At 71.7% G+C, this 21396-nt stretch carries 25 protein-coding genes; 16 read left to right on the plus strand and 9 right to left on the minus strand.

The window, feature by feature from the left end; translation table 11 throughout:
• Positions 1-14: 14 nt before the first annotated feature.
• Together G6R20_RS03065 and G6R20_RS03070 are read right to left on the minus strand one after the other, a co-directional pair.
• Entirely contained in the window at positions 15-497 is a 483-nt protein-coding gene (locus G6R20_RS03065; RefSeq protein WP_163375533.1) for an Rrf2 family transcriptional regulator, read from the minus strand.
• A 46-nt stretch (positions 498-543) separates the two neighbouring features.
• Entirely contained in the window at positions 544-1485 is a 942-nt protein-coding gene (locus G6R20_RS03070; RefSeq protein ID WP_240341272.1) for a sulfite exporter TauE/SafE family protein, read from the minus strand.
• A 249-nt stretch (positions 1486-1734) separates the two neighbouring features.
• Here G6R20_RS03070 and G6R20_RS03075 point away from each other — a divergent pair, with 249 nt between their 5' ends.
• Positions 1735-1950: a hypothetical protein gene (locus G6R20_RS03075; RefSeq protein ID WP_067716955.1), complete on the plus strand. Its 216-nt coding sequence runs from the start codon at positions 1735-1737 to the stop codon at positions 1948-1950.
• A gap of 43 nt (positions 1951-1993) precedes the next feature.
• Positions 1994-2821, plus strand: coding sequence for a 3'(2'),5'-bisphosphate nucleotidase CysQ (locus tag G6R20_RS03080; RefSeq protein WP_163375534.1), 828 nt, complete (start codon positions 1994-1996; stop codon positions 2819-2821).
• A gap of 52 nt (positions 2822-2873) precedes the next feature.
• Here the strand turns inward: G6R20_RS03080 and G6R20_RS03085 are convergent, their stop codons facing one another.
• A complete protein-coding gene (locus G6R20_RS03085; RefSeq protein ID WP_240341240.1) occupies positions 2874-3998 on the minus strand; it encodes an NAD-dependent epimerase/dehydratase family protein in 1125 nt (374 codons plus the stop codon).
• A 213-nt stretch (positions 3999-4211) separates the two neighbouring features.
• The gene (locus tag G6R20_RS03090) at positions 4212-4607 is read right to left on the minus strand and encodes a hypothetical protein (protein ID WP_119192591.1); all 396 of its coding nucleotides are present in this window, start codon (positions 4605-4607) and stop codon (positions 4212-4214) included.
• A gap of 168 nt (positions 4608-4775) precedes the next feature.
• Here G6R20_RS03090 and G6R20_RS03095 point away from each other — a divergent pair, with 168 nt between their 5' ends.
• The 7 genes from G6R20_RS03095 (at position 4776) to G6R20_RS03125 (ending at position 11369) form a co-directional block, all read left to right on the plus strand.
• Positions 4776-5849 (plus strand): YihY/virulence factor BrkB family protein, encoded by a 1074-nt coding sequence (locus G6R20_RS03095; RefSeq protein WP_163375535.1) that lies wholly within the window; start codon positions 4776-4778, stop codon positions 5847-5849.
• 78 nt (positions 5850-5927) lie between these two features.
• Positions 5928-6971, plus strand: coding sequence for a YihY/virulence factor BrkB family protein (locus G6R20_RS03100; protein ID WP_240341241.1), 1044 nt, complete (start codon positions 5928-5930; stop codon positions 6969-6971).
• 29 nt (positions 6972-7000) lie between these two features.
• Entirely contained in the window at positions 7001-7885 is an 885-nt protein-coding gene (locus G6R20_RS03105; RefSeq protein WP_163375536.1) for a hypothetical protein, read from the plus strand.
• Positions 7886-7895: 10 nt separating this feature from the next.
• Positions 7896-8948 (plus strand): dTDP-glucose 4,6-dehydratase, encoded by a 1053-nt coding sequence (rfbB, locus tag G6R20_RS03110; protein ID WP_163375537.1) that lies wholly within the window; start codon positions 7896-7898, stop codon positions 8946-8948.
• The gene (gene rfbA, locus G6R20_RS03115) at positions 8945-9826 is read left to right on the plus strand and encodes a glucose-1-phosphate thymidylyltransferase RfbA (protein ID WP_120284220.1); all 882 of its coding nucleotides are present in this window, start codon (positions 8945-8947) and stop codon (positions 9824-9826) included. The genes rfbB and rfbA overlap by 4 nt, the downstream gene beginning before the upstream one ends.
• Positions 9823-10809, plus strand: a complete 987-nt coding sequence (gene rfbD, locus G6R20_RS03120) for a dTDP-4-dehydrorhamnose reductase (protein ID WP_172812144.1) — start codon at positions 9823-9825, stop codon at positions 10807-10809. The genes rfbA and rfbD overlap by 4 nt, the downstream gene beginning before the upstream one ends.
• The gene (locus tag G6R20_RS03125) at positions 10806-11369 is read left to right on the plus strand and encodes a YdcF family protein (protein WP_067716934.1); all 564 of its coding nucleotides are present in this window, start codon (positions 10806-10808) and stop codon (positions 11367-11369) included. Before rfbD ends, G6R20_RS03125 begins: the two co-directional genes overlap by 4 nt.
• A 36-nt stretch (positions 11370-11405) precedes the next feature.
• On the opposite strand, the gene G6R20_RS03130 is transcribed toward G6R20_RS03125, so the two are convergent.
• Positions 11406-12233, minus strand: coding sequence for an oxygenase MpaB family protein (locus tag G6R20_RS03130; RefSeq protein ID WP_067716932.1), 828 nt, complete (start codon positions 12231-12233; stop codon positions 11406-11408).
• A 247-nt stretch (positions 12234-12480) separates the two neighbouring features.
• Between G6R20_RS03130 and G6R20_RS03135 the strand changes: the two genes are divergently transcribed.
• The 6 genes from G6R20_RS03135 to G6R20_RS03155 all read left to right on the plus strand — a co-directional run bounded on the left by G6R20_RS03135 (position 12481) and on the right by G6R20_RS03155 (position 16281).
• Positions 12481-13287 (plus strand): SDR family oxidoreductase, encoded by an 807-nt coding sequence (locus G6R20_RS03135; protein WP_082923945.1) that lies wholly within the window; start codon positions 12481-12483, stop codon positions 13285-13287.
• Positions 13288-13307: 20 nt separating this feature from the next.
• Positions 13308-13859: an LpqN/LpqT family lipoprotein gene (locus G6R20_RS03140; RefSeq protein ID WP_163375538.1), complete on the plus strand. Its 552-nt coding sequence runs from the start codon at positions 13308-13310 to the stop codon at positions 13857-13859.
• 64 nt (positions 13860-13923) lie between these two features.
• Positions 13924-14583, plus strand: a complete 660-nt coding sequence (gene rfbC / locus G6R20_RS03145) for a dTDP-4-dehydrorhamnose 3,5-epimerase (protein WP_067716927.1) — start codon at positions 13924-13926, stop codon at positions 14581-14583.
• A gap of 55 nt (positions 14584-14638) precedes the next feature.
• Entirely contained in the window at positions 14639-14773 is a 135-nt protein-coding gene (locus G6R20_RS18975) for a hypothetical protein (RefSeq protein ID WP_256385633.1), read from the plus strand.
• A 179-nt stretch (positions 14774-14952) separates the two neighbouring features.
• The gene (locus G6R20_RS03150; protein WP_067716924.1) at positions 14953-15729 is read left to right on the plus strand and encodes an enoyl-CoA hydratase; all 777 of its coding nucleotides are present in this window, start codon (positions 14953-14955) and stop codon (positions 15727-15729) included.
• 27 nt (positions 15730-15756) lie between these two features.
• Positions 15757-16281 (plus strand): protein-tyrosine-phosphatase, encoded by a 525-nt coding sequence (locus G6R20_RS03155; protein WP_067716922.1) that lies wholly within the window; start codon positions 15757-15759, stop codon positions 16279-16281.
• 72 nt (positions 16282-16353) lie between these two features.
• Here the strand turns inward: G6R20_RS03155 and G6R20_RS18445 are convergent, their stop codons facing one another.
• Positions 16354-16515, minus strand: coding sequence for a hypothetical protein (locus G6R20_RS18445; protein ID WP_167457827.1), 162 nt, complete (start codon positions 16513-16515; stop codon positions 16354-16356).
• Positions 16516-16554: 39 nt separating this feature from the next.
• Here G6R20_RS18445 and G6R20_RS03160 point away from each other — a divergent pair, with 39 nt between their 5' ends.
• Complete coding sequence (locus G6R20_RS03160) at positions 16555-16905, plus strand: DUF4229 domain-containing protein (protein ID WP_082923944.1); 351 nt, start codon at positions 16555-16557, stop codon at positions 16903-16905.
• 58 nt (positions 16906-16963) lie between these two features.
• Here the strand turns inward: G6R20_RS03160 and G6R20_RS03165 are convergent, their stop codons facing one another.
• The 3 genes from G6R20_RS03165 to G6R20_RS03175 all read right to left on the minus strand — a co-directional run bounded on the left by G6R20_RS03165 (position 16964) and on the right by G6R20_RS03175 (position 21291).
• The gene (locus G6R20_RS03165) at positions 16964-17845 is read right to left on the minus strand and encodes a hypothetical protein (RefSeq protein WP_205475714.1); all 882 of its coding nucleotides are present in this window, start codon (positions 17843-17845) and stop codon (positions 16964-16966) included.
• Positions 17846-17938: 93 nt separating this feature from the next.
• Positions 17939-20539, minus strand: a complete 2601-nt coding sequence (locus G6R20_RS03170; protein WP_163375539.1) for an ABC transporter permease — start codon at positions 20537-20539, stop codon at positions 17939-17941.
• On the minus strand, positions 20536-21291 hold the full coding sequence (locus G6R20_RS03175) for an ABC transporter ATP-binding protein (protein ID WP_163375540.1): 756 nt from the start codon (positions 21289-21291) through the stop codon (positions 20536-20538). The genes G6R20_RS03170 and G6R20_RS03175 overlap by 4 nt, the downstream gene beginning before the upstream one ends.
• Between the last annotated feature and the right edge of the window lie 105 nt (positions 21292-21396).

Consider the following 21396-nt stretch of genomic DNA (forward strand, 5'->3'; position numbering starts at 1 on the left):
GAACCGGCGTCCGACTAGCGGGGCTCCCACGCGTCGGTGTCGAGGGTCAACTCGTGGACCTCGCCCGGCAGGTGCCCGGCGGCCAGGTCGGCGATCGTCACGGCGTCCATGACCCGGCGCAGGGCCGCGCGCGAGGCGATCCACACGTGCTGCAGGATCGCGGCACGGTCGTTGTAGACCACCGACTCCGGGCGGACGTCGTAGACGCTCACCAGGGGGCCGTCGACGGCTCGCAGGACATCGGCGACCGAGATGTCCCCCGCCTCCCGGCCGAGGAACCATCCGCCCGTCTTGCCCCGGCGACTGGTCACGATCCCGGCCCGCCGCAGATCCGACAGGATCGCCTGGAGGAACCCGTGCGGGATGTCCTGACGCCGCCCCAGCTCTTCGGCGCTCAGCGGATTGTCGCGGGGATCGTCGTCGGGGCTGGCGAGCTGTGCCGCCGCGAGTTCGACGAGTGCGCGCAACGCATAGTCGGACTTGGCGGTCACCCTCATGCCGACAGTCTCCCAGAGGGGCCGCCTCACCGGGCGTCGGCCCGGATCAGCGTTGCGCCGGGGCGGATTCGGCGGCCGCGGCAGGGGCGGGACCGGCCGGGTCGATGCCGGCCTCGTCGTCGTCGCCGCCGGAGGCCCTCCGCTCGGCGATCACGGCCCACGTGACCAGGCCGATCCACACGGTGACCAGGGCCAGCAGGATCGGGGTGGTCGCCGACGAGGGCACCTCGGCCCACACCAGCAGGGTGCGGGAGTTGGTGACGACGATCAGGCCGCCGGCCGCCGTGCCGAGCACCCGGGCGGGCAGGTGCTTGACGAGCCACGCCGCGAGCGGTGCGACGAGCACACCTCCCACCAGCAGCGCCAGCGCGTAACCCCAGTTGATGCCGGCGGCGCCCAGGCCCACGAGGAAGCCGAGCGATCCGCCGACGGCCACGACGAACTCGGAGGTGTCGATGGAGCCCACGACCTTGCGCGGCTCGACCCGGCCCGAGGACAGCAGGGAGGTGGTGCCGACCGGGCCCCAGCCACCGCCGCCGAGGGAGTCGAGGGTGCCGCCGACCAGTCCGAGTGGGACGAGGAACCCGGTGCGGACCCGCCCGCGGAACTCGGGGCGACGGCCGCCGAGTGCGAGGAACCGGTAGAGGACGTACAGGCCCAGGCTGAGCAGGATCGCCCCCACGACGGGCTTGGCGACGTCGGCGGGGAGGCTGGACAGCAGGGTGGCACCGGCGAACGCCCCGATCGCGCCCGGCACCGCGAGGATGCGCACGATCCGCCAGTCGACGTTGCCGAGTCGGTGGTGGGAGACGCCGGAGGCGAGGGTGGTGCCGATCTCCGCGAAGTGCACGGACGCCGATGCGGCGGCGGGCGCGATACCGGCCGCGACCAGCAGCGTCGTGGACGTGACGCCGTAGGCCATGCCCAGAGACCCGTCGATGAGTTGGGCGATGGCGCCGACGACGCCGAGCACGATGAGTGTCTTCACGAGCATCCCTCGAATAGTGAATCGATTAAGTCGATCAGTACAGTAGACATAAGGAAGGGGCACTGTCTAGACCGACCTGTCCAGTGAGGGCCGGGTGCGATTCGATCGCCCGTCCAGGACGGGATCGGGCATCGCTGAGGTGGGGCGCCGGGCGCAGTGATGTTTTCGTTGTCCAGTAGTAAAAATTTATGACACAATAGCGATCTATGTGCCGGCTGGAGGTTGGCGCAGTTTCTCCCGGGGGGAACGATGAACGAGGTCGGACAGCGGCAGTGCTACGTCGAGGAGACGGCCGACGGCGCGGTCTGGGGCTGTCACCGCTGCGACGCCCGCAGCGGTGTCCTGCCGTCCCGGGGCGCGGCCCGGGTCGCGGCCGACGCGCACCGGTGTCCGGACGAGCCCGCCCGCGTCGTCCGCCAGTACGGGAGTGGCCGGCGCCGGGGGCTGCGGTCGCGCCGTCGGTAGGCGTCCCGCGCCGCGCCCGGAGTGCGCCTCCTAGGCTGGGGGCATGACCGCCGCCACACGTACCCCGGACCAGCAACTCGCCGTCGACCTCGCCATCGAGGCCGGGAGACTGCTGGTGGACCTGCGCTCCTCCGGCCCCACCGGACGGGAGCTCGGCGATATCGGCGACCGCCGCGCCAACACGCTGCTCCTCGAACGGCTCGCCGCCGCGCGCCCGGACGACGCGGTCCTGTCGGAGGAGTCCGCCGACGATCTCGCCCGGGTGGACGCCGACCGCGTGTGGATCATCGACCCCGTCGACGGCACCCGCGAGTACGGCCTCGGCGACCGGCCGGACTGGGCCGTCCACGTCGCCCTGTGGGAGCGCGCGGGGGACCCGGCGTTGGCGCGACTCACCGCCGCGGCGGTCGGGCTCCCGGCGCTCGGAGTGGTGTCGGGGGTCGACGACGACGAGGTCTACGCCGCACCCGTGGGCAACGGCGGGGTCGACGGGGGTGGCCTTCTTCCCCCGCGAACGGGCTCCCGACCGCGGATCGTCCTCTCGGCCTCCCGTCCGCCTCGATTCGCGGATGCGGTCGCCGAGGCGGTGGGCGGGGATCTCGTGCCGCTGGGGTCGGCCGGGGCCAAGACGGCGGCCGTCGTCCGCGGTGAGGCGGACGCCTACATCCACGCCGGCGGGCAATACCAGTGGGACTCCGCGGCGCCGGCCGGGGTGGCGTTGGCCCGTGGGTTCGTCGCGGTGCGGATCGACGGCACCCCGCTGGAGTACAACGTGTCCGACACCTACCTGCCGGACCTCGTCGTGTGCCGCGCCGACCTGGCGGACGCGATCCTCGGTGCGATCGCGGACGAGGGCGCCGCGAACCGCTAGTCACGACGCGGCGGGCCTGTGCGGACGGTCGTCAACGGCGGGCCCGCGTCTGTCAGGGGAGGCGCCTGACGTCGACGGGGCCGCCGCGGCGCAGTGAGGCCAGCGCGTCCCGCAGGGTCCGCGGGCGCAGGGGCGGGGACGTCCCGGCCCGTCCGGCGGCGATGGCGTCGACGATCTCGCGCAGGGCCTCGTCGGCCGCGACCGTGGGGTGCCAGCCGAGCTCCGCGCGGGCCCGGGTGGTGTGCATGAGTGGGACGCCGAACGCGAGGTCCACCCAGCCGATGCTGAGCGGCTGGAGGCGGAGCAGCCAGCTGACGTGCACCAACCTCCGCAGGATCCCGAACGGGAGCCCGACCGGAACGGCACCGAGCTCGCGGGCGATCATGTCGCGCATGACGGGCGGTTCGGCCGCGATGTTGAACGCGCCCTGCGCGCCGGTCGTGGCCGCGGCGGCGAGTGCCGAGGCCATGTCGTCGCCGTGGACCAGGGGGACGGTGAGGCGACGGTCCACGGGCAGGACCGGCAGGGCCCGGATCAGCCGGACCGGTGCGAAGGCGGGGCTGAAGTAGCGCACCAGGCCCGAGGCGGCCTCGCCGTGCACGATGAACGCGGCCCGCATGCGGGCGATCGTCGGAGTTCCCGGATGTTCGCGCTCATGCTGGTCGAGCAGGTGCTCGGCGGCGGTCTTGTGGTGGTTGTAGGCGGCGGTCGGAACGCCACCCAGCTCGGCGCCCTCACTGACGCGAGTGTCCACGGACACCCCGGGGCCGCCGTCGGACACCGGGGCGTAGGCGCCCACGGAGGACTGGTGCACGAGATGCGGCACTCCCGCCAGACGGCAGGCGGTGACGACCGCGGCGGTCCCCCCGACGCCCAGTCGGCGGTGGTGGTCGACGTCGCGGGTCGGTTGGAAGCCCCAGGCCAGGTGGATCACCGCGTCCGCGCCGCGGAAGACCTCCACCAGGTCCTCCGCGCGGGCGTACGACAGGTCCACCCGATGCCACCGCGCGCCGTCGTAGGGCGGCGTGGCCGGGGGGATCCGGCGGCACAGTCCCACCACGTCGTGCCCGTCGGAGAGCAGACGGCGCACGAGCGGGGTGCCGACGTTGCCGCTGGCACCGGTGACGACTATCCGCATCCGGCGGGCCGGGGTATCGGATTCCGGGTTCTGCGTCATCGCACCATGGTCGGCGACCCGCGTGGGCCGCGCATCCGGTCCGGGGTGCGTGTGGCAGGTGTCCGCGCATGTGCCGGGAACGCGCGTGTGTCGGGAACGCGAGCGGCCCGGCCCCGCGTGCTGCGGGACCGGGCCGTCCCGCCGGCAGGGCCGGGTGCCGTAGCGCCGGCAGGGCCGGGCGCCGTGGGGGCTCGTGCCCGCCGGCGGGGGAGGCTACCGGTCGGTGACCAGTGCGCCGGCGATGGCGGCCATGAACGCGTCCTTGGCCAGGGACATGCCCTCCTGGCTGGGGCGGATGCCGTCGGCCTCGGTCATGGTGGGGTTGCGGAAGTACATCGCGAGCAGGCCGGCGGAGAAGACGCCGAGGGCGGCGCCGGCGATCTGGCGGGGCACGACCGGGGTGAGGAGGGCGGCGCCGATGCCGATCTCGGAGTAGGCGACGAACTTGCCGAAGGAATCGGGATCCATGTTGTTCACGGCGGGCACTCCCGTCGCGGCGAAGCCCTGTAGACCCTGGGCGGCCTCGGTCGGCATGCCGCGCTTGCTCAGGCCGGAGTTGAGGACGAAGGCCCCGGTGACTCCACGGAGGATGGCGTTGGACAGACTCACTGTGTTTCTCCCTCTGGTGCGGTGACGGTCGACGAAATCGAAGTTGTTGATACGACACTTTGGTGACGTGACATCAAAGAGGGTAACGCACAGAGCGGCGTCCGTAATCCCGCGGGGGGACGGCCGGGCCGGATGCGGGGGAGGCCCGGTGGTGGAAAGGTGCTTGGTATGAGTACGAGCAGCCGCGACATTACCGACAAGCCCCACACGGATGCCGACCCCGACACCGGCAAGCCCGAGTCGCCCACCAAGCTCACCGGCGGAGCCTGGAAAGTCGGCCTCAAACGCGCCGCGGGGGAGTTCTCCAAGGACAACTGCACCGACCTCGCGGCGTCGCTCACCTACTTCGCCGTTCTCTCGTTGTTCCCGGCGCTTCTCGCCGTGGTCTCGCTGCTCGGTGTGTTCGGCCAGGGGCAGGCCACGGTCGACGCGGTGATGGGCCTCGTCGAGGGTTCGGTACCGGAGCAGACCCTCAACGAACTCCGCGGGCCGATCGAGGGACTGGTCAACACTCCGGCCGCCGGGATCGCCCTGATCACCGGTATTCTCGGCGCGCTCTGGACGGCCTCCGGATACGTGGGCGCCTTCGGTCGCGCCATGAACCGCATCTACGAGGTCGAGGAGGGACGCCCCTTCTGGAAGCTCAAGCCCCTGATGATCCTTCTCACCGCCGTGCTGCTGATCCTGGTCGCCCTGGCCGGCGTCATGTTGGTCGTCAGCGGGCCGATCGCCGAGTGGGTGGGGGATCTCATCGGTCTCGGCTCGACGGCGGTCACCGTCTGGGGCATCGCCAAGTGGCCGGCGCTGGTCCTCATCGTCGTCGTCATCCTCGCGGTCCTCTACGGGTTCGCCCCCAACGTGAAGCAGCCCAAGTTCCGCTGGATCTCGCTCGGCGCGGTGGTCGCGCTGGTGGTGTGGGGCCTCGCGACCGTCGGCTTCTTCTTCTACGTGTCCAACTTCGGCAGCTACAACGCGACCTACGGTTCGCTGGCCGGCGTCATCGTCTTCCTGCTCTGGCTGTGGATCACCAACAACGCCTTCCTGTTCGGTGCCGAGGTGGACGCCGAGATGGAGCGCGCCCGTGAGCTCCAGGCGGGCATGCACGCCGAGGAGACCATCCAGCTCCCGCCGCGCGACACCACTGCCAGCGACAAGGCGGCCGAGAAGCAGCAGAAGGCCATCGACGAGGCTGCAGACGTCCGACGTGAGGCCCAGGTCGAGCAGGCCCGCCACGGCGACTGACCACCGCCCGGCTCCGACGGGATCGCCGGTGGGCGCGGCGTCCGCCGCACGCTGAGCCCGAGAGGACACAATCGGTGCATGAGCACTCCGGGCGGGCCCTTCGCGATTGGTCGCAGACGGTTGCGCACCGTCGGGATGGTATTCACGCGGTCGGTGTCGGAGTTCCTGCGTGATCGGGGACCCGACCTCGCCGGGTCGCTGACCTTCTACGGGGTGCTCTCGCTGTTCCCGGCGATCCTGGTCGTGGTCTCACTTCTGGGCGTGTTCGGTCAGGGTGACCGGACTGTCGACGCGGTCATGGGCATGCTCTCGGACGTCGCCCCGCCGGAGATCCTGGACCCGGTGCGCGGACCGATAGAGACGCTGGTGACCACGCCTGCCGCCGGGACCGCGCTGATCGTCGGCACGGTGGTGGCGTTGGCGTCGGCCTCGCGGTATGTCTGGGCGCTCGGTCGCGCGATCAACGCGGTCTTCGGGGTGGAGGAGGGGCGTCCGCTGTGGCGGCTGTTGCCCGCCGGGGTCCTGCTGACCGCCCTGCTCATCCTCCTGGTGGCGGTCGGCGGGCTGGCGCTGGTGTTCACCGGGCCGGTGGCGGAGACGGTAGGCGGCTGGATCGGACTGGGGGACACGGCGCTGGCGGCGTGGGAGATCGCCAAATGGCCGGCGGGGCTGGTCTCGGCGATCCTCGCATTGGCGATTCTCTACCGGTTCGCACCGAACGTCACGGGACGCAAGATCCACTGGGTGTCGCTCGGGGCGGTGGCGGCCCTGGCGATCATCGGAGGGGCCACGGCGGGGTTCGGCTATTTCGTCTCCCGGTTCGGCAACTTCAATGAGGTGTACGGGCCGCTCGCCGGGGTGATCGTGTTCCTGCTGTGGTTGTGGCTGGTCAACATGGCGGTGGTGTACGGCGCCCGCCTGGACGCGGAGGTACTGCGCGTGCGGCAGCTGCGCGCCGGGATCCCCGCAGAGGAGGCGGTCCGGGTGACCCCGCGCGACCGCTCGGCCTATGACGCGCACAGCCGTCGCCGCGCCAGGATGCTCGCCGCGTACCGCGAGCTGCGGCGTGAGGACGCCGGCACCGAACCTGTAGACACCGAGCCCGCCGACGCGCAGAAGTAGCGCCCGGGAGGCAGGGTAGGGTCGCGGCAGTGGCTGATCGAGACCGAGACCCTGAACCGGAACCCGCAGAGGGCGTGCTCGACGGCCCCACCCCCGCCGCGCGACCGGAGATCTGGCGGCTGGACCACCCGCAGTACGGCAGGCTCGAGCTCGCTGTCGGCCGACCCGACGAGGTGCACGCGGTCGACCCCGGTTACCCCCTCCGGCGCAAACCCGAGGGGGAGACGGCAGGGCCCTCGCCACTGCAGAGCCCTGCCTGCGCGCTCCTGAGGGACGGGGCGACCGTGGCCAGGGCGCGGCAGATCAGTGACACGAAGCTCTCGCTCGACGCGGACCCGCCCGAGCCGGGCGAGCACAGCACCGCGGCCGTCTCCGGCCCGCGAGTGCAGGTACGGACCAGCATCACGGACACCGCTGTGCGGCAGGTGGTCTTCCGCGAGGGCAGGGACGTCGTCCACTTCGATCCACCGCCGGGCTCTGCGGCGGAGGCGAGGCAGGACGTGATCGCGGCCTCGCCGTGGAAGCGCGTGGCCTATCCCGTCGCGGCCGGTCTGGGCCGGTCCGGGTGGGCCATCGCCGTGCTCGTCCTACTGCCGCTGATCGGCCGGGTCCTCGAACCGGTCGTCGAGTGGATCCTCGAGCGGCTCCCGGACATCGACCTCCCGTGGCCGGGCATCTCCCTGCCGAGCATTCCGTGGCCCGACATCACCCTGCCGTCGTTCGACCTGCCGGCGGTCACCATTCCCGGTTGGATCGAGTTCATGCTCGAATACAGCAAGGTGTGGGTGCCGCTCGTGGCGGGCGTCGTGATCGCGGTGCTGGCGGTGAGGCACTCGCGGCGGTCGAGGGCGATCAAGCGACGGTGGGAGGCGGCAGGCGACGAGCCCTCGGGCGACGGCGACACCGGGCGGTAGGGTTGAGCCCATGCGCCTCGTCGTCACCGGGGGAGCCGGGTTCATCGGCGCCAACTTCGTCCACACCGCGGTCCGCGAGTACCCGGACGCCCACGTCACGGTGCTGGATTCCATGACGTACGCCGCCAACCGCGCCAACCTGGCCGGACTGCCCGACGAGCGGGTGGAGTTGGTCGAGGCGGACTGCGCGGACCCGGCGGTCACCGACCGGCTGGTCTCCGAGCTGACGGGGCCGGACGACGCCGTGGTGCACTTCGCCGCGGAGAGCCACAACGACAATTCGCTGGCCACCCCGTGGCCCTTCCTGCACTCCAACATCGTCGGCACCTACGCCGTGCTCGAGGCGTGTCGGCGGCATGACGTGCGCCTGCACCACGTGTCGACGGACGAGGTCTACGGGGACCTGCAGCTCGGCGATCCGGCCAAGTTCACCCCGGACACTGCGTACAACCCGTCGAGCCCGTATTCGGCCACCAAGGCCGGGGCCGACATGCTCGTGCGCGCGTGGGTCCGCAGTTTCGGGGTGCGGGCCACCATCAGCAACTGCTCGAACAACTACGGGCCGTTCCAGCACGTCGAGAAGTTCATCCCGCGTCAGATCACCAACATCCTCGACGGTCGCCGGCCCCGCCTCTACGGCAGTGGGGCCAATGTGCGGGACTGGATCCATGTCGCCGACCACAACGCGGCGGTCCTGCGCATCCTGGCCGCGGGCGAGCCCGGCCGGACGTACCTCATCGGCGCGGACGGCGAGCATTCGAACCTGCAGGTGATGCAGATGATCTGCGAACTCATGGGGGTCGCCGGCAGCGGCGGGGGACGTGGGGCCGGCACGGGGGGAGACCCCGGTTTCGACCACGTCACCGACCGGCCGGGCCACGACCTGCGCTACGCCATCGACGCCACCGCCACCCGGGAGGAACTGGGCTGGGAGCCGCGGCACACCGACCTGCGCGAGGGCTTGCGGCATACGATCGAGTGGTACGCCACCCATCGCGACTGGTGGGAGCCGGTCAAGGAGCGCGTCGAAGCGAAGTACGCGCGGACGGAGACGGTGCTGTGAAGGGCATCGTCCTGGCCGGCGGCAGCGGCACCCGGTTGAGCCCGCTCACCCTGGCGACGAGCAAGCAGTTGATGCCGGTGTACGACAAGCCGATGATCTACTACCCGCTGTCCACGCTCATGCTGGCGGGGATCCGGGAGATCCTCATCATCACGACCCCCCAGGACGCTCCGCAGTTCCGCCGGCTGCTGGGCGACGGCAGCCAGTTCGGCATCGCCCTGAGCTATGTGGAGCAGGCGGCGCCGGAGGGGCTGGCGCAGGCGTTCGTGCTGGGTGCCGAGCACATCGGCGACGAGTCGGTGGCGTTGATCCTGGGCGACAACATTTTCTACGGACCGGGCATGGGCACGCAGCTGCGGCGCTTCGTCGAGCCCGAGGGTGGCGCCGTGTTCGCCTACCGCGTCTCCAATCCGAGCGAGTACGGGGTGATCGACTTCGACGCCGACGGCCGCGCGATCAGCCTGGAGGAGAAGCCAGAGGACCCGTCCTCCGATTTCGCCGTCCCCGGCCTCTACTTCTATAGCGCCGACGTGGTGGACGTGGCGCGCGGGCTCGGCAGGTCCGCGCGCGGCGAGTACGAAATCACCGACATCAACCGGCACTACCTGCGCGAGGGCCGACTGCAGGTGGAGGTGCTGCCACGGGGCACGGCGTGGCTGGACACGGGTACGCACGACTCCCTACTCGACGCGGGCAACTACGTCCGCACGATCGAGGACCGGCAGGGCCTGAAGATCGGCTGCCCGGAGGAGGTGGCATGGCGGATGGGATATATCGACGACGACGAGCTCACCGTCCACGCCCACGACCTGCGCAAATCGGGGTACGGCCTGTACCTTCTGGACATTCTGCGCCGCGAGAAGGGGCGCAGCCTGTGACCGCCGGCCGGTGGCCGCGGATCCTCGCGACGGGCGGTCGCGGACAGCTCGGGCACTACCTGGACAGGCAATCGAGGCGTCAGCTCGGCGGTGGCGCGGTCGCGGTGGGCCGCGACGAGCTCGACCTCACCGACCCGGCCTCGATCGCCTCCGCCCTGGACCGTCACGCACCGGAGGTCGTGATCAACGCGGCCGCGTACACCGACGTCGATGGCGCGGAGGCCGACGAGGTCACCGCGCACGCGGTCAACGCCGACGGCGTGGAATCGCTGGCCGTGGCGTGCCGCGACCGCGGGATCCGGCTGGTCCACATCAGCACCGACTACGTCTTCTCGGGCGAGGTCCCCGGCGGGGGAGACCCGGCCACCGCTCCGGCGCTCGAGCCGCACGACCCGACCGCGCCGGTGACCGCGTACGGGCGCACCAAACTCGCGGGGGAACGGGCGGCGCTGGCGGTGTACCCCGAGACGACGATCGTCCGCACCGCGTGGGTGTACACCGGCCCCGTGCGCCACGGGCAGGGGCTGCGCGGCTCGGACTTCGTCGACACCATGGTCCGCCTCGAGCGCGAGCGGGACACCCTCTCGGTGGTGGACGACCAGTGGGGTTCGCCCACCTACACGGCGCCGCTGGCCGATCAACTGCTCGGCCTCGTCGGCGGGGAGGCCTGGGGCGAGTTCGACGCGCGGGGCCTGACCCTGCACCTGGCAGGGGGAGGCCGCGCGACGTGGTTCGACCTCGCCCGGGCGGTGTTCACGTGGTTCGGCGCGGATCCCGAACGGGTGCGACCCTGCACCACCGAGGAGTACCCACGCCCGGCCCCGAGGCCGGCCTTCTCCGTGCTCTCCGATGCCTCGTGGCGTGCCGTCGGGCTGGAGCCGATGGACGACTGGACGCAGGATCTCGTCCGCGCGATCGCCCACGAGGGCTGGATCGCCCAGCGACAGCGGGAGCGGGGCAGCCTCCCCGGGCCCGGGTCGTGAACCGGACCCGCCGCACAGTGCTCGCGGCCGGGAGCGCCGCGGTGGCGGCCGCCGCCGTCGCCGCGCTCGCCCTCACCGCGTGGGGCGCGTTCCTGCTGCAGCCGCGCGCCGACGAGCCCGTCCGCGCCGACGCCGTGGTGATGCTCGCCGGCGCCGACGACGGTCGCCACCTGTACGCCCGGGACCTCGTGGAGGCCGGGTACGCCGACACGCTGCTCGTGAGCAACCCCGGCGGCAACTCCGAGACGGTGGCCCGGCGACTGTGCACCGGAATCGCGCGACCCTCGGGCGCAGAAGTTGTGTGCTTCTCGCCCGACCCGCGCACCACCTGGGGCGAGGCGCAGGCGGTCGCCTCGATCGCGCGGGCGCGCGGGTGGGACCGGATCCTGGTGGTGACCAACCGGCCCCACACCCTCCGGGCGGGGACATGGATGCGCAGCGCCACCGGGCTGGACGTGCGGATGGTGCCCGTCGAGCGGCTCGACCGCGGGATGCTGCCGGTTCATCTGGTGTGGGAGGCCGCCGGATGGATCAAGGGCCGCGTCAACGGCCACTGGTGACCCCGGGCGGCCGGGGTGTTCCGCGCGAGGCGGGGCTCAGGCGGTCCGGGCCCGCATCGCCGACGGGGCCGCGATGGGCGCCCGGGTCGTGAGCCGCGGCGAGGACAGGCCCTGGTGCGCTCTGGTGATCCTCCCGAACACGGCCGCGCGGTCCATCGGACGGTGCGGGAGATCCAGCGCGCGGCGCACCTCCGACGGCACCAGGCTCGCCGCGGCGTCCACGACCGTCGTGCACGACCGGTGCGCGATCACCGAATTCTCCGTGACCCCGGGGCAGGCGCGGGCGTCCTCCCTGAGCTTCCTCGCGGCGCGGCGACCGGCATCGGTGGGCCGGGCGCGGCCGCGGGACCTGCGCAGGAGCTGCTCGAGTTCGCGGACGGTCGAGGGGAAACTGCGGGCACCGTGGAGCCGCGCGAGGCCCGCCCACTGGTAGACGTACCGGTCGGATTCGGCGGGGGACAGGGGACGCCCCGAGAAGCGCTGGAAGGCGACGAGCAGGGCCCACGTCATGGCGGCCTGCGACCACTCGATCAGCCCGGGGTCGGAGCCGTAGAAGTAGTCGCCGTACTCGGTGGTGCCGGAGAACGAATTGTGGTCACGGCGGGCGTGCTCGATGGTCACCATGGCGTCGTCGACCGTGCCGAACGTCGAGATCTCCACGAGGTCGTGCAGGTAGTCGTCCATCGTCCACGGCTCGGCGTCCGCACCGCACGCGACCATCACGGCGGAGTAGGCGGGGTCGGCGGCGAGCATGAGCAGACCGGTCGTGATGCCGATCGGGGTGGACACGTCGCCGTGGACCCGCCAGATGGGATCGCTCGCCGTGAACCACCGCGGGCCCGGGATATCGAGGATCGAGCACACGGGTGAGTCCGCGCCAGCGCGTGGAATTAGTGGTGACATGCACACCCCGGGGTAGTGGAGCCGCCCGAGGGGGCGGCCGGATGGGACCTGTGACGAACTCTAGCGCCCGGCGGCGCCGTAGTGAAGGAAAGCCGGAGGGTCCGCTGAGGAGATGCCGTGAGGCCCCGGCGCGGCCTGGCACACCGACATGGCCTCTAGGCTGGGCGACGCACGCCAGACGCATTCCGACACTCGCAAGGAGACGGCTGTGACCGCTACCCCCCTGCCCGCCCCCCGGACCGGCCCCGTCGTCCCGGACCGCTTCGCCGGCCGCACCGCGCTCGTCACCGGCGCGAGCCGCGGGATCGGCCTGGGCATCGCCCGTCGCCTGCTCGCGGAAGGCGCGTCGGTGGTCATCACGGCGCGCGGCCAGGAGGGGCTCGACGACGCCGTCGCCGATCTCGGCACACCGGAGCGGGTGCTGGCGGTGGCGGGCAAGAGCGACGACGAGGACCACCAGCGTGAGGTCGTGGCCCGGGCCGAAGAGTCGTTCGGGCCCATCGACCTGCTGGTCAACAACACCGGGATCAACCCGGCATTCGGCCGCACGGTGGACATCGACCTCGCCGCGGCCCGCAAGATCACTGAGGTCAACGCCCTCGGCACCTTGTCCTGGACGCAGAAGGTCTACCACTCGGGCCTCGGCGAGCGCGGCGGCGCTGTCGTCAACATCGCCTCCATCGCCGGCCTGGCACCGTCGCCGGGGATCGGCTGGTACGGCGCCACCAAGGCGTTGGTCATGCGGCTGACCCAGGAGCTCGCCGTAGAGGTCGGACCCGCCGTGCGCGTCAACGCCGTCGCCCCGGGCGTGGTCAAGACCAGGTTCGCCGAGGCGCTGTATTCCGGCCGCGAGGAGGCCATGTCCGCGGCGCTGCCGGCCGGGCGACTGGGGGTGCCCGACGACATCGCCGGTCCCGTGGCTTTCCTGCTGTCCGATGACGCGCACTGGATGACCGGGCAGACCCTCGTCGTCGACGGTGGCGCGCACATCGTCGGCGCGGGACTACAGGGCTGACGGGGCGCGGGGACCCGGACATGACCTCTATCCAGGAGTACTGCGCGTCGACCGGTCGCATTCTCGAGGCGAGCCCACCGATGGCCGTGGCCGCACAGCCGCTGACCTGGGTGGACAGCCCGCCGTGGCAGCGCATCGAATCGCCCGAGCCGTCCGCGGTGATCTACGTGGACCCGGGTGCGCACCGTGACGGGTTCTCACCCAACGCGGTGGCCACCTGCGCCCGTGTCGCGCCCGCGATGGACACCGAGCAGGCGGTCGAGATGATCGTCGCCACCGCCGACGCACTGCCCGACTGGACACTGCTCGAGCAGGTCGCCGGTGAAGGGGACGAGTCCGCCGGCGCCGTCCGCAGCGTCTACCGCTACCTGCGGGGCATGTACACGGCCGATCCGGGCCGGATGGCGACCTCGAGTCTGATCGTGGGATGGAGCGACGATGAGGCCACCTACATCTTCCAGTTCGTCGTCACCGGCTGGGACGAGGACGCCTCCGTCCACGACGACGCCATGGGCTGCCTGCTGATCGGCGAGTGGACGGCAGCGCAGATCGTGGACGCCATGCGCGGCTAGGGTGGTCGTCACCCGGGCGCCGGGGGCGACCGGGATCGATAGACAACGGGAAGGCGGGACCGGAGTGCAGCTACGCGAGCTCAGCGTGTCGGGGGCGTGGGAGATCACCCCCCGGCAGATCTCTGACGACCGCGGGGTGTTCCACGAGGCGTTCACCCACGAGACCTTCCGTCGGATGACCGGCCACCGTTTCGATCTCGCGCAGGTCAACGTGTCGGTCTCGGGGGAGGGGGTCCTGCGCGGCCTGCACTTCGCCGAGGTCCCGCCCGGTCAGGCCAAGTACGTGCTGTGCCCGTCCGGCACGGTGTTCGACGTGGTCGTGGACGTCCGCGTGGGCTCGCCGACCTTCGGTGAGTGGGCCGGGGTCATCCTGGACTCCGTTGAGCAGCGGGCGATCTACATCCCCGAGGGCGTGGCGCACGGCTTCCTGACCCTCGAGCCGCAATCCACGGTGATGTACTTCTGTTCGGAGGGCTGGCGGCCCGGGGCCGAGCACGTCATCGACGCCTTCGATCCCAAGATCGCGATCGACTGGCCCGGATCGGCCCTCGACGGCACCTCGATCGAGCACGTCATGAGCGAGCGCGACCGCGACGCCCCGAGCCTGCTCGACGTCGCCGCCGCGGGCCGGCTCCCGCAGTGGGAGGAGTGCCGGGCCCACGTCGAACGACTGCGTGAGGCCACACCCAGGGTCGACGCCGAGTGGCGGCCGGACGAGAACTGACATACCCTTACGGGTATACCCCCTAGGGTATGACGTCGGATCTGAGGAGATTCTTATGTGTTACCCGGTCACCTGCCCCGTCTGCGGCAAGACCACGTGGGACGGCTGCGGTCAGCATGTCGACCAGGTCAAGGACACCGTCCCCGCCGAGCAGTGGTGCGACGGCACGCACGAGGCCGCCGCGAACTGACCCGGTCCGGTCCGGTCCGGTCCGAGCCGGGCCCGGCCCGGGGCCCGGGGTGACCAGAGGGGAGCGCCACGCCCCTCGCCACGCCCCGGTGGGGGCGCCCCGGCCCCGTCCCGGCCCGTCGACCGGCGCCGCGGGGTAGAACCAGGGGAGGCTAGCCCCTCATCCCCTCCGGAGGCCCCATGAGCACCCCCTTCGTCCTCGTCGAGCGCAGCGGCCCGATCGCCCGCGTCACACTCGATCGGCCCGAGCGTCGCAACCCGCTCTCCCTGCAGATGATGCGGGAGGCGACGGCGGCGATCCGCGACCTCGGTGACGATCCGGACTGTGGGGTCGTCGTGCTCACCGGGTCCGGCCCCGCGCTGTCCGCCGGGCACGAGATCAGTGAAATGGTCGACCGCACCCTCACGCAGGAGCGCGAGGTCTTCACCACGTGCGTGCAGCTCATGGAGACCATCCAGGCGATCCGGCAGCCGGTCATCGCCGAGGTGCAGGGCCACGCGATCGCCGCCGGCTGCCAACTCGTCGCCACCTGCGATCTGGCCGTGGCGGTCGACACCGCGCGTTTCGGCACCCCGGGCGTGAAGATCGGCCTGTTCTGCTCGACCCCCATGGTGGCGGTCTCCCGTTCCATCGGACGCAAGCGGGCCATGCAGATGCTGCTGACCGGCGAGACGATCGACGCGGCCACCGCGGTGGACTGGGGTCTGATCAACGAGGCGGTGCCCGCCGATCACCTGCGTTCCCGCGTGGACGAGCTGGCACTGCAGATCGCCGACGCGAGCCCCCTGACCCTGGAGATCGGCAAGCAGGCCTTCTACCGGCAGATCGATCTGCCCCAGGACGAGGCGTACCGCGAGATGGCCGAGACGATGGCCACCAACGCCGTCACCTGCGACGCCCAGGAGGGCATGTCCGCATTCCTCGAGAAGCGCGCCCCGCAGTGGCGCGGGGAGTGAGGCGTAGCGCGCACTAGGATCGTCGCCATGGCGATCTCGGTGATGACGGTCTGTACGGGCAACATGTGTCGGTCGCCGCTGGCCGAGCGTCTGTTGGCCGCGCGCGCCGCGGCGGCCGGACTCGACGTGGCGGTCGACTCCGCGGGGACGCGGGCGGCCAATGGCGTGGAGATCCATCGCGAGAGCCTGCGGGTGCTGCGGGGGTACGGGGGGGACGGGGCCGGTTTCGCGTCGCGACTGCTCACCGCACGTCTGCTGACCGGACGCGACCTCGTCCTCACCGCGACCCGGTCACACCGGGATGCCGTACAGGAACTGGCGCCGTTGCTGTGGAAGAAGACCTACACGATCCTGGAGGCCGCCCGGCTCGCCGACTCCGACGAGTCCGTCACTCTCGCGGGCCTGTCGCGGGCGAGGTTGGGCATCGACACCGACGATCCCGCGCTCGACGTGGAGGACCCGATCGGACGGGAGCCCGAGGTGTTCGACCGCACGGGGGCGCAGATCAGCGACGCCGTGGACTCCATCGTCCGCCTGCTGTCACGCAGCTGACCCGGCCGGCGATACCTGGCAGGGCAGAGCTGCATCGGGCAGGGCTGCGCTCGGACCCGTGCGCAGCCGACGTCAGGGGTCCAGCGGTTTGCGACGGTCCAGATCCCGTAGGAAATCAGGGTCGTCGTCCGGGGCGATCACCCGTGGGGGAGCCGGCCGTGACCCGGGCCCGAAGGCCCGCCACAGCAGGATCGCCACGGTCACCACTCCGATGAGTGCGAACAGCCAGATCACTCGAACCTCCTTCCCACCACGATACGTATCCTGGGGACCATGAGCGAGCGAGACGAGACAACACACCCCGCGGAGGGGACGGCCAGCCCGGCGGCCACACCGGAGGGGTCCGCGCCCGGAGCGCGACTGGCCCGCAACATGGTCGTCTACACCGTCGTCCGACTCCTGCTGGTGGTGGCGTTGACGCTGCTCATCATCGGGATCGGCAGCCTGGCCGGTGTGCAGGTCCCGGTGCTCGTCGCCGCGATCATCTCCGTGTTGATCGCGTTGCCCCTGTCGATGGTGCTGTTCAGTCGGATGCGCGCGCAGATCAACTCCGATATCGCGGCGGTCGACGCCAGACGTCGGGAGAAGCGCGAGGACCTACGCCGTCGGATGAACGAGGCCTGACTTCCGGCACCCGGCCGGGCGTCACGTCCGTCCGGTCGGGTAACTCGCCTCTGCGGGGTCAGCTCTGCGGGCCGCCAGGCCAGAACGAGCCGGGCCAGCGGAACGCGGGAACCCCCACTGACGTCCCCGACTCGGCGGGGGTCTCCGATCCCGACGGGCCGACTGAACCCGACGGGCCGACCGAGCCGGACGGGGCGGCGGACATCACGGATGTCAGCGGGCCCGGCTGCGGTTCCTGCGGCGCCTCGGTCACGGTGGGCACCGTCGTCGGCTGCTCGGACGAGCCGGTCCCCGTGGGGGTGGTGTCGCCGGGTTCGGTGGTGCCGGGAGTGCTGGTCCCGGGAGTGGTCGGATCCGTCACGACGGGCTCGGTACCGCCCGGCTCGGTCGTGGGCGGCGTCGTGGGCGAGGTGGGCGACGTCCCGTCGGTCGGGCTCGTCGGGGTATCCGGATCGTCCGTGTCGGGATCCTCGGTGCCCGGCTCATCCGGATTCTCGGTCGTCTCCCCGTCGCCGAGGAGCTCCTGATCATCCTCGAACCCGATATCGGTCCGTGGCTGGGCGGGCGTCCACTGTTCGCCCGTCGTCTCGACGGGCGCGGTCTCGCTGGGAGGCGCGTAGGTACCGGCCTCCTCGTCGGGGACGTACAGCGCCCCGGGGGCGGGCTGGACCCCGATGTAGTACCTGCTCAGGCAGTGATCGGTGACGTTCTGCGACCCGTCGGTGAAGATGGTCAGGCCGGGCGTCCCGCCGTCGGCCTCGGTCGCACATCGCGCGATGAACTTCCCGGGCTGCTCGTCACGCTCGGTGGTGGTCGGCGATGCGACCTCCGTAGCGGACGCGGAGCGCGGAGCCTCGGAGAGCACCTGTGGCTCCGGCTGCGCGCAGGACGCGGCCACCAGCGCTGTTGCGCCGGCGACGAGGAGCACCCGAGTTCTCATAACGATAGTGTCTCAGTTCTGTCAAAGGATGGCTACCGGACGGACGGGGTGGAATCTTTTTCACCCCGGAGGACGGTCGGGAAGCGCGAGCATCTAGTCCGACGCGACCCGGGATCGGACCGCCCCGACGGAGGCGACGGCGGCGGCGAGGACAGCCGCGAGGACGCCCCCGAACCCCACCATCACCAGATCGGCCACGGGTACGCCATCGTTACGGACCCCGGCGAGGCCGGAGAAGATTCCTCCAGCGCCGGAACCGGTCCCCGTCAGCGCGGCCGCCCCGGCCGTGCCGAAGGCCGCCCCCAGCACCACACCCAGGGCTGCGGCGCAGGCCGCCACCAGCGCGGTCTCCAGGATCAACATGAGCCACACGCCGAAGCGGGTGACCCCGACGCCTCTGAGCAGGGTGATCTCCCGGGTCCGTTCCCGGACCGCCAGCGTGAGCGTGTTGGCGACCCCCACCAGGGCCAGTGCGACCGCCACCGCCAGCAACAACGAGCTGGAGGTGAGGACGGTCCGGACAGAGGTGGCGATCTGCTCGCGGGAGGCGAAGCTCTCGGTCACGGCCGCATCGGGCGCGGCGTCCACGACGGCGGAACGCACGCCCTGCAGTGCCGACTCGAGTTGCTGACCGGCCAGGGAGTCATCCATGCGCAGCCAGACCTCGGTGCGTGGGACGAACTGGGTGGGCACCTCCACGCCCTCCGGCCACGGGGACCCGTCGGGCAACTGCGCCACGGGCCAGGCCGGCACGCTCCCGGTCGCGGCCAGGGCCCACTGATCGCTCGTCCGACGCACGACCAGGTCGCGACCGTCGTCGTCGGAGAAGAAGGTGAACCGGACGGTCTCGCCGTCGCGGGCACCGGCGGCCACGGGGGAGGACTCCGGGAGCACGATCTCCCCGGGCCCGGGCAATACGACGTCGCGGCGCATCACGTCGCCGACCCGCTCCGGGTCGGCGACCCTGAGGACCGTGCGCTTTCCCCCGGGGCCCTCCGCGTACATGTCGGTCACGACCAGGGACTCGTCCACGCCCGGGAGCTCCGCCAGCGTCCCCGGCAGTCCCTCGGGCAGGGTGTCGCCGCTCGATGCGGTCACGGCGATGTCCAGCGGGACGCGGTCGACGAGTCTGGCCTGGATCGCCGGTCCGAGCAGGGCGATGCCGGTCACCATCGTCGCGGTGAGCGTCACGCCCACCAGAACGGCCGCGGAAGTCGCGGCGGTGCGGCGCGGACTGCGGGCGGTGTTCCGTGCGCCGAGTAGGCCCACCGGGCCGAGCAACACCCCCACGACGCTGCCGAGCGCCCCCAGCAGGGTCGGCAGGGCGCCGGCGGCCACGGCCAGCACCCCCAGGAACGCCAGAACACCCCACGCGCCGGCGTCGACGACGTCCCCCGCCTCGACGGCCGCTGACATCGAGTGCCAGCCGAAGACCGCGACCGCGGCGCCCACCGCGACCATCGCCAGTCGCCGCCACCAAGGGTCGGGCCGTACGTCGGCCGGACGCAGCGCCTCCAGTGGGCTGCCGGAGGTCGCCCGCAACAGTGGTGGGGCAGCGGTGGTGAGGGTGACTCCCACGCCCACCGCGGCGGCGAGGAGGTAGGCGGATCCGGGGACGCTCACCTCCTGCAGGGGGATCGTCACCCCGAGTCTCGGAGCCTCGCGGGCCGCGAGCGACACCGCGAACCGGCCCAGCACCAACCCCGCCGCGGTGGCCGACACACCGACGACCAGGGCCTCGGCCATCCCGGAGAGCCGCAACTGCAGCCGTGAGGCACCCAGGCAGCGCAGCAGCGCGGTCTCCCGTACGCGTGCGGCGAACACCACCGCGAAGGTCGTGCCGATGACCAGGGCGGCCACCGCGACGGCCAGCACGGTGAAGGCCAGCAGGGCGCGCGTGTAGACGTCTCGACTGCCGATGAAGGATTCCGCGAGGGCGTTTGCCTCGGCCGCGCCGGTGGACACCTCGACGCCGGACGTGCCCGGGATCGGGTCCAGTCGCTGCTCGATCTCCGCCGCCAGCGCCGCGTCTGGCACCGTGCCGTCGCCGGCCACGCGGACATCGCCGCCGGCCCCGTTCGGCGCCCACTGTTGTACCTGGGCGTCGACGGTGTAGAGCGGGAACGCCGAGTTCATGTCCGGTTGCCCTGACAGGTCGAACAACCCGACCACCGTGACGACGGCGGGATCGCCGTCGGCTCTCGGCAGCACCTCGAACGTGGCGCCGAGAGGAAGGTCCGCGTCACTGCGGATCGCGACTTCTCCGGGCACCTCAGGGAGCCGCCCGTCGGCCAGCGGTTGCCAGCGCAGACCGTCGTCGGTGGCGAGTGCCGTTGTCGTCGTCACCTGTTGGGCGCGTCCCTCGACGCGGACCCGCACGTAGGTCCGCGCGTCCACGGTGACGGCCCGTACCCCCGGGGTGGTGGCGATGGCCTCCAGACCGAGCCGCTGGGCCTCCGCCACCTCCTCGCGCGCGGCATCGGTGCCGGCGGAGGTGCGGTCACCGAGGTTCTGCACGAGCACGGCGGTGTCCGCGTACCGCATCCCGAAGGTCGCGTCGGCGCTGGCGGTCATCGTGCGCAGCACGCCCACGGATGCCAGGACGAAGCCGACGGCCACGGCGATCGCCAGGATGGTGCCCAGGTAGCGGCCCGCGTGCGCGCGGAGCTGACCCAGGACCAGGTGGGGGCTCACGCGGTGGCCGGCCGGCTGCCGGTGAGCGCGCGCATGGCGGTGTGGACCGCCTCGGGGGTGGGGGAGGGGACCTCGTCGGCGATCCGTCCGTCCGCCAGTACCACCACGGTGTCGGTGTGTGCGGCGGCGTGCGCGTCGTGGGTGACCATGACGACGGTCTGGCCGGCCTCGCGGACACACGCGCCGAGCAGTCCCAGCACCGACTCGCCGGACTCGGAGTCGAGGTTGCCGGTCGGCTCGTCGGCGAACACCACGTCTGGGCGCGGCAGGAGGGCGCGGGCGATGGCCACCCGCTGCTGCTGCCCGCCGGACAGTTCGTGCGGGCGCCGCTTCAGCAGGTCGCCGATCCCGAGCTCGCCGACCAGCGAGTCGAGGCGCGACCGGTCCGGGCGACGCAGCGCCATCCGCACGGGGAGCGCGATGTTCTCGCGTACCGAGAGCGCCGGGACGAGGTTGAAGGACTGGAACACGAAGCCGACGCGGGCGCGTCGCAGCCGGGTCCGTCCCGCGTCACCCAGGCGGGTGATCTCGGTCGATCCGATCGACACCGTGCCGTGGTCGGGGGTGTCCAGGCCGGCCAGGCAGTGCATGAGGGTGGACTTTCCGCTGCCTGACGGGCCCATGACCGCGGTCCAGCGCCCTTTGTCGATCGCCACGTCCACGCCGTCCAGCGCGTTCACCCTCACCCGCCCGTGGGAATAGGTCTTGCGCAGGCCGTGGGCCCGGATCGCGATCTCGGGGGGTGGGGTCACGTGGGTCCTTCCGTCGCGGCGTGGCGTCCGGAGGTGAGTGTAGGGATCCCGGTTGGGGAGACCCGGTCCGACACGGCGTCGCGCCTGTGGCCCATGTGACTTGTG

The organism is Dietzia sp. Alg238-R159 (assembly GCF_900537145.1).
GTDB classification, from domain to species: domain Bacteria; phylum Actinomycetota; class Actinomycetes; order Mycobacteriales; family Mycobacteriaceae; genus Dietzia; species Dietzia kunjamensis.